Source organism: Rhodococcus sp. WAY2 (assembly GCF_009859915.1).
GTDB classification, from domain to species: Bacteria; Actinomycetota; Actinomycetes; order Mycobacteriales; family Mycobacteriaceae; genus Rhodococcus_F; species Rhodococcus_F oxybenzonivorans.
Window position 1 is genome coordinate 1,566,349 of record NZ_CP046572.1, and the last position, 14,545, is coordinate 1,580,893.

At 68.7% G+C, this 14,545-nt stretch carries 3 protein-coding genes; all 3 read left to right on the top strand.

Annotated elements, in window-relative coordinates; genetic code table 11:
- Nucleotides 1-2: 2 nt before the first annotated feature.
- Genes GFS60_RS07375 through GFS60_RS07385 form a run of 3 tightly spaced genes read left to right on the top strand, consistent with a single transcriptional unit; the run spans nt 3 to nt 14,528 of the window.
- Entirely contained in the window at nt 3-9,164 is a 9,162-nt protein-coding gene (locus GFS60_RS07375; protein WP_159920048.1) for a non-ribosomal peptide synthetase, read from the top strand.
- 31 nt (nt 9,165-9,195) lie between these two features.
- On the top strand, nt 9,196-13,689 hold the full coding sequence (locus tag GFS60_RS07380) for a condensation domain-containing protein (protein ID WP_159920050.1): 4,494 nt from the start codon (nt 9,196-9,198) through the stop codon (nt 13,687-13,689).
- The gene (locus tag GFS60_RS07385; protein WP_159920052.1) at nt 13,686-14,528 is read left to right on the top strand and encodes a 3-hydroxyacyl-CoA dehydrogenase family protein; all 843 of its coding nucleotides are present in this window, start codon (nt 13,686-13,688) and stop codon (nt 14,526-14,528) included. Before GFS60_RS07380 ends, GFS60_RS07385 begins: the two co-directional genes overlap by 4 nt.
- The last annotated feature ends 17 nt before the right edge of the window (nt 14,529-14,545 follow it).

Genomic DNA, 14,545 nt, shown 5'->3' on the forward strand with positions numbered 1-14,545 from the left:
CGATGGAGCGACGAGCAGCGAGGGTGTCGGCCGGCGAACCCGCTTGTGTCGCCGACACTCCCGCCCGTTTCCCCGCTTCACCGGCCTCACCGTTTCCACTGTCCGCCGCGCAGTACGAGGCCTGGCTGGCGCAGCAGCTCGCACCGGACGTGCCGTTGTGCATCGCGCAGTATGTGGAGTTGCACGGAACGCTGGACGTCGATCTCCTCATGTCTGCCACGGTGGCCGCCGCCGACGAGTTCGGGTCGCCGTTCCTGCGTCTGATCGAAGTCGAGGGCCGCCCGTTCCAGCTGGTCGACCCTTCGACGGACCGATCCATCGGGCTGGTCGACTTCCGCGGAGAGGTCGACCCGGAAGACGCGGCTCGCCGGTGGATGCGGGCGGACTGCGCCACGCCGATCGACCTGACCCACGACCGCCTCGTCGAATCCTCGATTCTGCGGGTCGGCGACGAGCACTACCTGTGGTACAGCAAGATTCATCACGTGGCGCTGGACGGCTACGGCGCAATGACGATGCTCAACCGGATCGCGGTCCGATACAGTGCAGCGACTGCGAACCGGGAGCCGCCACCGAATGAGGCTGTCGATCCCCGGTACCTCCTCGACGTGGACGAGCAGTACCGATCATCGAGCCGCTTCGCCGCGGACCGCCAGTTCTGGGCCGAGCGGATCGCCGGGCTCGGTCCTGCGCCGAGCCTGGCTCGCAGGGCCGCACCCGCGGTGGTCGACAGCACCGACATCGCGGGACCGCTGCCCGAGGCGGCCGAGCGTGCGCTGCGCGAGACCGGGCAGTACGGCACGGCGAAAATCATCGCCGGGTTCGCCTGCTACCTCGCACGCATGACAGGACGCCGGAACGTGCTGGTCACTATCCCGGTGTCGGCGCGAACGACAGCGGTTCTGCGACGTTCGGGCGGCATGGTGGCCGGTATCGTGCCGCTGCCGGTGGAGATCCGGCCCGAAGACACGGTGGGTGAGCTGGTCGAACGAGTCCGGCTCGACTTGCTCGGTGCCCTGCGACACCAGCGTTTCGGGCTCGGGGACATTCGCCGCGACGCCGGGGCGGGCGCCGCCGACACGCTGTCCGGGCCGATGGTCAACGTGATGCTCTTCCACCAGGAGCTGAGGCTCGGCTCCCTCGTGGGCGAATACCACATCGTCACGTCCGGGCCGGTGGATGATCTGCTCGTCGACGTGTACCAGAGCGGTGCGCCGGTGAAGACCTTCGTCCACTTCCTGGCGAACCCGAACCGGTACGACGCCGAGGAGGTCGGTGCCCACCACCGCCGGTTCGTGGAACTGCTCGACGAGTTCCTCCGGGCGGACGCGGACGCCGCGATCAGCACCGTCCACGAAGACACAGCCAGATTGGATTTCTGGACGCGGACGCTGGCGGATGCGCCGCCGCTGATCGAGCTGCCTGCCGACCGGCCCCGGCCACCCCGGCCGTCCGGGCGCAGCGCCGCCGTGGAGGTGGCGATCGGCGCAGCTCTGCAGCATCGGCTGACGACGTTCGCGGCCGAGTACCGCACCGACGTGTTCACGGTGGTCCACGCTGCGCTCGCACTGCTGCTGTCGCGGGTAGCGCGGACCGCGGACGTGGTCGTCGGAACGGCGGTGGACGCGGAGGTACTGGTGTCGCGGACCCGGCTGCGCGGCAGCGAACCGTTCACGGAGGTGGTCGAGAGGGTGCGGGACGCGGCACGAGAGGCGGCCGCTCACCGCGGCGTGTCGTGGGAGCAGATCGTGGACGCGCTCGACCCGCCGCGGTCCCGAGCGCATGCGCCACTGTTCCAAGTGCTGCTCGACTACGGAGACCGAGGCCGGGACCTCGGCGATCTCGACCTGGTGGTGACCGTGGACCACGAACAGGTTCGGTTCACCTATGCCGCAGATCTTTTCGACGACGGCACAGTCTCGGGCTTCGGTCATCGGCTGCTCCGAGTCGCGGAGGCCGCCCTCGACGACCCGTCCGTCCCGGTCGGCGACATCGATCTGCTCGCGCCGGCCGAGCACACGCTTCTCCTCGAGTGGTCGACGCGCCCCACGTCGCCCCTACGTCGGACGCTGACGGAGCTGTTCGCAGTGCGGGCCGCAGGCACACCTGATGCCACCGCGGTCGTGGCGGGCGGCGAACGGCTCACGTACGGCCGGTTGGACGCCCGGTCCAATCGTCTTGCGCGGCAGCTTCTGTCGCGGGGGGTGGGTCCGCAATCCCTGGTCGCGGTCGCGGCACCGCGGTCGGCCGCGCTGGTGGTCGCGCTGGTCGCCGTCGTCAAGGCCGGTGCGGCGTATCTCCCGATCGACGTCGATCACCCGGGTGAGCGGTCGGCGCTCGTGCTCGACGACGCCCGACCGGTGTGCCTTCTCGTCACCCAGGACACCGCAGCGGCACTGGCGCCGTCGAATATCCCTGTCTTCCTGCTCGATTCGGAGGAAGGCGAGCTCGACGCCGTTTCAGAGCTGCCGGTGACGGACGCCGAGCGGGCGCCGATCAACCCGGATTCGCTGGCGTACGTGGTCTACACGTCGGGATCGACGGGGAGGCCGAAGGGCGTGGCAGTGACGCACGGAAACGTGGTGGCCCTCTTCGCGAGCGCCGAGCAGCTGTTTCGGTTCGACGACACCGACGTCTGGACGATGTTCCACTCACCGGCGTTCGACTTCTCCGTCTGGGAGCTGTGGGGCGCTCTGCTCCACGGGGCGACGCTCGTGGTCGCCGACTTCGATACCACCCGTTCGCCGGCACAGTTCCTGGAAGTGCTGCGCCGAGAACGGGTGACGGTGCTGAGCCAGACGCCCACAGCGTTCGCCCAGCTGATCGAGGCGGAAGCCACGAACGAAGACGCCGAACCACTCCCGCTGCGATACGTCGTGCTCGGCGGTGAAGCTCTCGACCTCGGGCAGCTCGCGCGCTGGTACTCGCGGCACGACGACAACGCGCCCGTACTCGTCAACATGTACGGCATCACCGAGACGACGGTGCATGTCAGTCACCTTGCCCTCGACCCGGAGTTCGCAGCCGCCGCATGGACGAGTGTGATCGGGCGGGCCATTCCGGGTTTCCGCGTATCGGTGCTCGACCCACGACTCCATCCTGTGCCGGTGGGCGTAGCCGGCGAACTGTACGTTTCGGGACCGCAAGTGGCGCGCGGCTATCTGGGCCGCGCCGGGCTCACGGCATCCCGATTCGTCGCGGACACGTCCGGGTCGCGCATGTACCGGACCGGTGACGTGGTGCGGTGGCGCCGGGACGGACATCTCGAGTACCTCGGGCGTGACGATCAGCAGGTCGAGATCCGCGGATTCCGCGTGGAGCTCGGCGAGGTGGAGTCGGTGCTGGGCCGCTGCGACGGGGTGGCGCAGGCGGTGGTGACGCTGCTCCGGAACGAGGTGACCGGCCCGACCCTTGCCGCGTACGTGGTACCCGGACCAGGGGCGCTCATCGACCCGGGGGCCGTCCGCGAGGCAGCGGGATCCGCTCTTCCCTCGTACATGGTTCCCGGGTCGGTGACCGTTCTCACCCAACTGCCGCTCACCGTCAACGGCAAGGTCGACCGGGCGGCCCTCCCGTCTCCAGTAGCGCAGGCCCGTGCCGACTTCGTCGCACCGGGCTCTGCCGTCGAGGAGGCGCTGGCGGCTGTCTTCGCGGAGTTGCTGAACGTGCCGTCCGTCGGTGTCGACGACGACTTCTTCGGACTGGGCGGCAACTCGCTGATCGCCGCCAGGGCCGCGGCCCGAATCCAGACCGAGCTCGGTGCGGGTGTGGGCGTGCGCGACCTCTTCGAGGCCCCGACGATCCGGTTGCTGGCCACTTGCATGGGTAGGGCCGCGACGACGACGCGGCCACCGCTGGCCCCGACGGATCGCTCCTCGCCGGTGCCCGTGTCCCTCGCGCAAACGCGGATGTGGTTTCTCGACCAGTTCGACACGACGTCGCCCGCCTACAACATTGCGGCGGCCTTCCGATTGCGCGGGCCTCTCGACGCCGCCGCGCTGGAGGCAGCATTGATCGATGTGGTGGACCGTCACGAAATTCTCCGGACCGTGTTCCCGCTGGCCGGAGACACCCCCGTGCAGTCGGTGCTCCCGGTGAGGGACGCCCTGCCGGGCCTCCGCGCGGTGGCGGTGACAGGAGAAAGCGAACTGCGCCAACGAATCTCGTCGGCTTTGGCGACAGGCTTCGATCTCACGACGCAGGTGCCCTTGCGGGCGGAACTGTTCGAAGTCGGGCCGAGCGAGCACGTCTTCGCTCTCGTGGTGCACCACATCGCGGCGGACGCGCTGTCCCTGGGCCCACTCGCCCGGGATGTGACGGCGGCCTACGCGGCTCGGGTGGCCGGCCACGCGCCGCGGTGGGAACCGCTGCCCGTGCATTACGGCGACTACAGCAGGTGGCAGCGGGCGCTGCTCGGATCGGCGGACGACCCCGACTCCCTGATGTCCCGGCAACTCGCATACTGGCGTTCCATGCTCGCCGATGCGCCGATCGTGGCGGACCTACCGCTCGATCGTCCTCGTCCGGAAGTGCGGTCACTCGCCGGGGCGGGCGTGTCGTTCACCGTCGACGCACGCCTGCACGAGCGGCTGCGGGACCTCGCTCGAGAACACGAGGTGACGGTGTTCATGGTGTCGCACGCGGTGTTCGCGGTACTACTCGGGAACCTGACCGGCACGAGTGACGTGGTGATCGGGTCGCCGGTCGCCGGTCGCAGCGAAACAGTCCTCGACGACCTGGTCGGGATGTTCGTCAACACTCTCGCGCTGCGGACCCCGGTTCCCGGCTCCGGCTCCTTCGCGGACCTGCTCCACACCGTCCGGGACCGTGACCTCGAGGCGTTCGCGCACGCCGACCTGCCCTTCGAGCGGGTAGTCGAGGCGCTCGACCTACCGCGCACCACGTCACACGCGCCGTTGTTCCAGGTGTTGTTCGAGTTCCAGGACGTCGAACGGCCGACGCCGGCCCTACCGGGTCTCACGGTGGAAGAGATCGATCTCGGCGTGTCCGTGTCGACCTTCGACCTGCAACTGACGTTGATCGAACAGTTCGCCGAAGACGGCTCCCCGGCGGGAATGAGTGGTGGCTTCACCTACGCCACGGATATCTTCGACGCTGCGACCGTGCACGCGTTCGCCGAACGGTTCGTGCGTCTGCTCGACACGATCGTGGCATCGCCCGACGTTCTCCTGGCGCGCATCGATGTGCTCACACCCGACGAGCGGGGGGCGCTGGTTCCGGTCGGCGGACACCCTGCCGAAGCGCCCCGGTTGCTGCCGGACATTCTCTCTGCTGCGGCGCAACGCGATCCGCATGCCGTCGCGTTGTCCTACGGCAACGCGGTGATGTCGTATCGCGAACTCGACGACTGGTCGAACCGGCTGGCCTGGGTGCTGATCGATCGCGGAATCGGCCCGGAAGACCAGGTCGCGATCGGCCTCGTCCGGTCGGTGGAGTTGGTGGTGTCGGTGTGGGCGGTGGCGAAGTCGGGGGCATCCTTCGTACCGGTCGATCCGACTCTGCCGCAGGCGAGGATCGCCGACATCCTCGCCGATTCCGGCGCGGTCGTCGGCTTGACGGTCGCCGAACAGCGCGACCGGATGCCCGACGGTGTGGAGTGGCTACACCTCGACTACCCCGGTCCGTCGCGGCGGTGGCGGTCCCATCCCATCACCGACGGCGACCGGGTCGCCGCGCTGCGCCCGGAACATCCCGCCTATCTGATGTACACGTCCGGGTCGACCGGAACGCCCAAGGGTGTGGTGATCACCCACACCGGGCTGCAGAATCTCACCGTCGAGCAGCACATCCGGTATGCCACGACCGCCGCGTCCCGGGTGCTCAATCTTGCGGCGCCCGGATTCGACGCGTCGATGCTGGAGTACCTCATGGCCTTCGGTGCGGGCGCCCGACTGGTGATCGCGGCACCCCAGGTGTACGGCGGCGACGCGCTGACGGATCTGCTGGCCTCCGAGCGCATCACGCATGCCTTCGTGACCCCCGCCGTGCTCGCCACGGTCGATCCGCGCGGCCTGCACCTCCTCCGCACCCTTGTCGTCGGCGGGGAACGCTGTCCACCGGAGTTGCTCGACCGCTGGGCATCCGGGCGCACCCTGCTCGTCGCCTACGGGCCCACGGAGACGACGGTGGTGTCCAACATCGGGGCCCCGATGGCGCCCGGCGACCCCGTGCGGATCGGGCGTCCGATCCGCGGCATCCGCGAACTCCTCCTCGACGAGTGGCTGCGCCCGGTTCCCGTCGGAGTGGTCGGTGAGCTGTACATGCTGGGGGATGGGTTGGCGCGCGGTTATCACCGGAAGCCCGGTTCGACCGCCGCCTCGTTCGTGGCCAACCCGTTCGACCGCGCGGGCTCGCGGATGTACCGTACCGGCGACGTCATGCGGTGGACACCCGACGGTCTACTGAAGTATGTGGGCCGCAATGATTTTCAGCTGAAGTTGCGTGGACAGCGGGTGGAGCCGGGAGAAGTCGAGGCGGTGCTCACCCGCTGCCCCGGGGTCGCGCAGGCGGTGGTCACGGTTCGCCGCACCCCGGCCGGGCAGGCGGTGCTCGCCGGCTACGTCACGGCGGACGAGCATGTGGATCTCGACAGCACTGAAGTCCTGCTCTTCGCCGGATCCGTCCTTGCGCCGTTCATGGTGCCGGCCACGGTGACCGTCCTGGATCGAATGCCGCTCGGCCCGAACGGAAAGGTCGACAGGCGGGCACTCCCGGATCCCGAGCTCGCCCCGCGTGTCTTCCGGGCACCCACCACGCCGTTCGAGTCGATGATTGCCGGCATCTTCGCGGAATTGCTCCGAAGCGGTGCCGTAGGCGCCGACGACGACTTCTTCGCGTCGGGTGGCAACTCCCTGACAGCGACACAGGTCGTCGCGCGGATCAACGCCGCACTGGGCGCGAGCATCGGGGTGCGCGACGTGTTCGAGGCCCCCACAGTGCGGGCCCTGGCTGGACGGATCGAGGGCAGAGGCGCTGCCGACCGGCCCAGGTTGACGGCGGTGCAACGGCCGGACCCGCTCCCGCTGTCGTGGGCGCAACACCGGATGTGGTTACTCAACCAAATCGACACCTCCTCGCCCGCCTACAACATCGCGATGATGGTGCGGCTCTCGGGAACACTCGACGTGGACGCGCTCGCCGCCGCACTCACGGATGTGGTGATCCGGCACGAGACGCTGCGCACGCGGTATCCCCACGGGGTCGCGGGGCCCACCCAGGTGATCATCGACGCTCACGACGTCGCGGGGCTCACGGTGGTGACCACGGGAGAGGCACCCCTGTCAGAGTTGGTGTCGACAGGGTTCGACGTGGCCGCCGAAGTCCCGATGCGGGCGCGACTGTTCGAATACGGCGAACGGGACCACCTGCTCGTCGTCGTGGTGCACCACATTGCCGCGGACGGGTTCTCGATGGTCCCGCTGGCGCGGGATGTTCTCACGGCGTACACCGCCCGAGCCGCGGGCCGCGCGCCGGGGTGGGACCCGCTGCCGGTCCAGTACGCCGACTACACCGTGTGGCAGCGGCAACTTCTGGGTTCGGAGGACGACGCCGACTCCCTGATGTCCCGGCAACTGGACTATTGGCGAGCCGTCCTCGCCGATGCGCCGGTGGTAACCGAGATACCCGCGGATCGGGAACGGCCGCCGCATCGATCCGGTGCCGGCGACCGTTGGACGTTCACCATCGACGAGGACATGCACAGGGATGTCGTAGCGCTCGCACGGTCGCGGCACTGCACCGTTTTCATGGTGGTGCACGCGGCGTTCGCGCTACTGCTGTCCAGGTCGGGGGGCACCCGCGACATCGTGATCGGATCACCCGTCGCCGGACGCGGAGAGGCGGACCTCGACGACGTCGTCGGAATGTTCGTCAACACCCTCGTCCTCCGGACCGAGGTCTCGGGAACGTTCGCCGATCTCCTGGGGCGGGTCCGCGACACCGACCTCGCTGCATACACCCACGCCGACGTGCCGTTCGAGAGAGTGGTGGAGGCATTGAATCCGCCGCGCTCGCAGTCGCATTCGCCGCTGTTCCAGGTGCTGCTCGAATTCCGGAACACCCAGTACCCCGCGCTTGCGCTCCCACACCTCGATGTCGAGGTGCTCGAACCCGAAGTCACGGTGTCCCTGTTCGACCTGCAACTGACCCTTCGTGAACGCCACGACGAGTCCGGGTCGCCGACCGGGATGACCTCTGCCTTCACCTACGCCACCGACCTGTTCGACGAGCAGACCATCCACACCCTCGCCGACCGATTCACCAGAATCCTCTCGGTCGCAGTCGCGGAGCCGGGTATCGCCGTCGACGAGATCGATCTCCTCGGTCCCGCCGACCGGCGGCAGCTCCGCGAACACAGCTTGGCGGCAGGCACTTTCGTTCTCGATTCCTACCTGCATCTGGTACCCGAGGGGGCGACGGGCGCGGTGTACCTGGCCGAGTCCGCGGCGGACGACCTGTCACCGCGGGAGGCGGCCACCACTCTCGTCGCCAATCCGTTCGGCGCCCCCGGATCCCGCATGGTCCGCACCGGCCGGCTCGCTCGGTGGACACGGTCGGGACGCCTCGTCGGCGTCGACGGCTCCCCGCTTCACTCGATTCCGGACATCATGAAGACTCACCCCGCAATCCGCGAGGCGGTCGCGCTGACGACGGCGGCGGGAATCACGCTGTTCTGGGTTCCGGCGGCAACTGCGGCGGTTCTGCCGACGCCCGAGGATCTGCGCGCATTCGGTGCCCAGCGCCTCGAATCCCGACTCGTGCCCGCGCAGTTCTTCGCGCTCGGTGCGGTGCCGCGCACCCCCGACGGCGAGGTCGACGAGGATGCGCTGCGCGCACTGATTCCGGAAGCGCAGGCACCCGACCGCACGTCACGACAACGGTGGACCGAGGTGCAACGCGCCGTCGCCGAGGAGTGGGCGGCAGTGCTGGGGCATGAAGATTTCTCGCGCGAGGACGGGTTCTTCGACGTCGGCGGCAACTCTGTCCGTGTCGTGGAACTTGCGCGGCGGTTCGAGGACCGGTGGCCGGGCGCCCTCCGGGTGGGCCGGCTGTTCGACATCGTCACGGTCGCCGCGCAGGCCGACGTGATCTCGCACTCTGCCGACGCAACGCAGGTCCGCGCGCCCGCTACCTACGAATTCTGACCGAACTTCTGACCAACTCCGGGAGGCAACAGTGACCCAGCGACAACCGGGCGACGACGACGCCGTCGTCGTGGTGGGCATCGCCGCGCGCTACCCCGAGGCCGACGACCTGGCGGAGTTCCGCGCGAACCTCGCGGCCGGCCGGGATTCGGTGCGCCCGCTGTCCCGGTCGCGGGCCGAGGCCACCGGACTCGGTCCGCCCTCGGACTACCAGCCGATGGGGTTCGTCGAGGACATCGCCACTTTCGACTACTCGTTCTTCACGCTGTCGAAGCGGGAGGCGTCGCTGATCGACCCGCAGCAACGTCTGGCGCTGGTCCTGGCGTATCGAGCGATCGAGGAGGCCGGCTATTCGGCGACCGACTTCCGGGACAGTGCGACAGCGGTAATCTTCAGCGCCGCGACGTCCACGTACCCGGCGATGTGGGCGGAACCGGGCGTCCTGAGCACCCTGGGCAACGTTCCGTTCGCGGTGCCCGCCCGCATCGCGTACCAACTCGGGCTCACCGGTCCCTGTTATGCCGTCGACTCGGGTTGCAATGGTTCGCTGATCGCGGTGCACCACGCCTGCCGGGAGCTGCGCTCGGGAGACGCCGATTTCGTGCTCGCGGGCGGTGTCAGTCTGCGGGTGAACGGTATTCGCGCCGATCTGGCCGAGGGCTCGGCCGAGCTGATGTCACCCGGCGGACGATGCCGGGCATTCGATGCGAGCGCGGACGGTACTGCCGTCGGCGAGGGTGGCGCGGCGCTGCTCCTCACCACGATGGGCCGCGCGCGTGCCGACCGTGTGCCGGTGCACGCGGTGATCCGCGGCACCGCAACGGTGTCGAGCGGTCATTCGTCGGCGACCATCAGTTCACCGAGCGCTCGGGCGCAAGTGGCCGTGATCGAGCGGGCCTGGCGCAACGCGGGGCTCGCACCGAGCGATGCCGGGTATCTCGAAGCGCACGGTTCGGGAACACCGCTGGGCGATGCCGTGGAACTGGAGGGAATCGCCAGCGCATTCGAGGGCAGGTCGGGTGTTCTGCCCATCGGTTCGGTGAAGACCAACATCGGCCATCTCGACCACGCAGCGGGAGTGTCGGGCCTGGTGAAGGCGATCCTTGCCGTCGAGCACGGTGAGCTCTACCCGTCGCTGCATTTCGACAAGCCCACCGGCGGAGTAGATTTCGCAGGCAGCGGGATCGAGGTGGTCACCGAGGCCAGGACCTGGAGCGAGGAGGGCAGTCCTCGACGGGCCGGAGTCAGCTCATTCAGTCTGGGCGGTATCAACGCGCACTGCGTGGTGGAGCAGCCACCCCGGCAGGACACCGCGCCCCGCGCCGAGGACACCGCGCCGCGCGCCGAGGACACTGCGCCGCGCGCCGAGGACGCTGTGCCGCGCGCCGAGGACACTGTTCGGCTCGTGGGTGTGTCGGCGAAAAGCGTAGCGGCGCTGGCCACTCTGTGTGACGATCTGGCGTCGGCGGTGCGCGGGTATCACCTCGCCGACATTGTTTTCACCCTCAACCAGGGGCGGCCGCATCACGAGTATCGGGTGGCGGTGCAGGCGCGCACTGTCGACGAACTGGCGAAGGCACTCGCCGCGCAGGCCGCGGACCCCGAGGGTCGGAACGAGAGTGCGCCGACCCGGCGGGCACCGTCCGTGGCACTGCTGCTGTCACCGGACCCGATGCCCGCCGCACTCCGTGGCCGTTCCCTTCCGCCGGGACTGCCGGCCACGGGTGACGAGGCGGACCTTCTCGCCGGCCAGATCGCCGTTCACCGGGAATTGCGGAACGCTGGGGTATCCGTGGACGCCGTCCTCAGCGGTGGTGTGTCGCGCTATGCCGCGAGGTATCTGCTCGGCACGTTGTCGGAGGTCACCGCCTCCGAGATCGCGGCGGCCGCCGCCGACCCTGCGATCGACACGGGACGGTTCGTCGCCGTCGCGAAAGGAATGCTCGCCGACGGACCCGTCGTGTTCGTGGAGCCGAGCCCGGACGGGCAGCTCGGACGGTTGCTCGCCGACGCGCTCGGTGACCGAGCCGATGCAGAGATCCTGCGCGTACCGGACACCTCCGGGGCCGTCACCCATGTGCTCGCGGGGTTGTACGAGCGCGGAGTCGACCTCGACTGGGCTGCCGTCGGTGCGGCTGACGAGACCGCTCGGCGGGTGCGGTTGCCCGGACACCCCATGCTGGGCTCGCGGTGCTGGTACGACCTGCCCGGCCGGCCGGAGTGGGGTCGAACCCCCGAAGTCGTCGCGCCGGAACCGAATCCGGAACCGGCGCCCCTCCCCCCGGTGGACAGCCTCGACTGGCTGCAGACGACACTGCGCGGCCTTCTGCACAGCGAGACGGCGGTTGCCGCAGACGACGACTACTTCGAACTCGGCGGCAACTCGCTGATCGCGATGCAACTCGTCGACAAGGTGGCCGAGCAGTACGGGGTCAGACCCAAGTTGATCGACCTCTACGAGCGGCCGAAGGTCGCAGATTTCGCGGAGCTGCTCGCGGCGGGCACGTCCGCAGCCGGTGGGCTGCCCCCGATCACACCGCGCGGCCGGCATGTGATGTCATTCGGCCAGGTGCGCATGTGGTTCCACCACCAACTCGACGCCACCACGACGATCTACAACCTGCCGATGGTCAGCGACCTGCACGGACCGATCGATGAATCGGCCGTCCGCGGAATGTGGGACGACCTCGCCGCACGGCACCAGGTACTGCTGTCCAATTACGTCAACGTCGACGGAGAGCCGCAACTGCGCATTCGCCCATCGCTGGGCGACTTCTTCCGGACCGCCGACGTGTCGAACGAGCCGGACCCTGTGGCTGCGGCCCGGGCACTCGTGCACGAAGCGGCGATCGCACCGTTCGACCTGGCCAACGACCCGTTGGTGCGTGCTCTCCTCGTCCGGATCGGCCCGGACGAACACGTCCTGCAGGTGACCACCCACCACTCCGTCAACGACGGTGGATCACCGCGAATATTCGAACGCGAACTCCCCGCCCTGTACGCCGCACGCCGGACCGGTCGCCCCGCGGATCTCCCGCCACTGTCCATCCAGTACTGGGACTACGCGCTGTGGCAGCGGGAACTGATTGCCAGCGCCGCACTCGAGCCGGAACTCGACTACTGGCGACAGGTACTCGCCGATGTCCCGCTGCTGCGGCTTCCCACCGACTTTCCTCGACCGGAACGGAAGAACTTCACCGGCGCTTTCCACACCTTCACCATTTCTGCCGAACAGACAGCACGCCTACGAGCCGTGGCCCGGCGTGAGTCGGTGTCACTGTTCGTGGTACTCCTCTCCGCGTTCTTCCTACTCATCGCAAGCCGGAGTCGCCAGCGGGACATCGTCGTCGGGACTCCGACGACGGGGCGCAACCGGCCGGAACTCGCCGGCATGATCGGGTACTTCAACAGCACTGTGGCGTTGCGCGCCGACCTGTCCGGCGAACCGAGCCTGACGGAACTGTTCGGCCGGGTGCGCGACATCGTGCTGGGCGCCCTCGAACATCAGGAGATTCCGTTCGACCGGGTCGTGACGGCACTCACCGGTGACCGAGACACGAGCCGAACCCCGCTCTTCGACGTCTGCCATGTCCACCAGGAACTGCCCGCGTTGCAGGCGCAACAGGGGCTCACCGAGACGCTGTTCGATCAGGAGGATCCCTCGGCCATCGCTTTCGGCGGGGTGCCCTCCGGTACAGCGAAGTTCGACCTCACCCTCGTCACCACGGAGCGCGGCGGCGAAGACGACATGGCCGCCGGGCTCGAGTTCAGCACGGAACTCTTCACCGAGCAGACCGCCGCCGCGCTGTGCGGGGAATACGTCACCATCCTGGCGGGAATCGTCGATTCTGCGGCGGTGCAGCCGATCTCAGCGTTGCTTCCCGACTCGTCCGACGAGTTCCCGTCGCGCGATTTGCCGATCGCACCCCCGGTGGTACCGGCCGACCGGCCGCGGCCGACATCGAACGGCGCGGAACCACTTCGCTACTCGATCGCTCGGGTGACCGCGACGCTCGACGACGCCCCGGGTTTCGCCGAGCTGCTCGCCGCGTGGATCGCCCTCCTCGCGTGGTACACCGCTCAGGACGAGGTGGTCGTCGGCACCGCCGCGGCCCCCGGGGGTCCGCCGCGGCTCGTCGGTGTGGACCTGTCGGGTGAACCCTCGTTCCTCGAACTGGTGTCGACGGTCCGCCGGGAGCTGTCCTCCGAGAGCAGCATGCGCGATTCCGCAGCAGTACACTTCCCGGTCCGCTGCGACGGAGAACGCGCCCCGAGTAACGACCGTGCCGAGGCATCGTCCGCCGAACTGGCGCTGGCGTGGTCCCGCGGGCAGGGCCCGAATCTCACCCTCGAACTCGACTACGCGGTGGAACTGTTCGACCGAAGCACGGCCACCGCGATGCTCGCCGACCTCCGTCAGCTCATCCGGGGGCTGGTGACGCATCCCGACCTGCCGGCCCAGGAGGTGGCGATGGAGTACGTGCATCAAGACGACACCGGTCTCTCCTCGGAGGCGGCGCGATGAGCATCGGTGTGGTGGGCGCGGGCACCATGGGCGTCGGAGTCGCCGAGTGCTGTGCGCACTCCGGCCACGACGTGATCGTCGTCGAGTCGGATCCGCACGCCGTCGAAGTCGCGCGCAAGCGCATGAGCGACTCGCTGCGGCTCGCGATACTCCTCGGCCGCAGCGCGGGCCCGAAACCCGCCGAGGTGGCGGCGCGTGTGCGATGGACCGATCAGATGTCCGAGCTGCACGACGCCACCGTCGTCGTCGAGTGTGTTCCCGAACGGATCGACCTCAAAGAGAAGATCTTCGCCGAACTGGACCGCTGCTGCGCCGCCGATGCCGTACTCGCGTCGTGCACCTCGGGGATTCCGGTCGATCTCGTCGCCGCGTGCACCTCGAGACCGGAACAGGTTGTCGGGCTGCACTTCATGAACCCGGCGCCGCTCAAGGACACCGTAGAGGTAGTGGCCGGACCGCGAACGTCCCAGCGCACCCTGGACCGCGCGCAGGAGTTCCTCACCTCCCTGAACAAAACCGGCATCGTCGTGGGTGACGGACCCGGCTTCGTGTTGAATCGCGTGCTCATGCTGTGCATCGCGGAGGCGGCCGCCTCCGTCGACGCCGGTATCGCCGACCCGGAAACCGTCGACGCACTGTTCGAGGGCTGCCTCGGCCATCCCATGGGGCCGCTGCGGACCGCGGACCTGATCGGCCTCGACAACGTTCACGACACGATGACCACCCTCCGCGCGCTGACAGGCGACGACCACTACTGCCCGCCCGAGTCGCTCACCGCATTGGTCGATGCCGGCCACCTGGGGCGTAAGACCGGGCGGGGCTTCCATGACTACCGATGAACGACCGCCTACCGATG

Excerpts from the sequence above, each read along its gene's own strand:
- GFS60_RS07375 (WP_159920048.1), top strand. The coding sequence starts at position 3 with ATGGAGCGACGAGCAGCGAGGGTGTCGGCCGGCGAACCCGCTTGTGTC.
- GFS60_RS07385 (WP_159920052.1), top strand. The coding sequence starts at position 13,686 with ATGAGCATCGGTGTGGTGGGCGCGGGCACCATGGGCGTCGGAGTCGCC.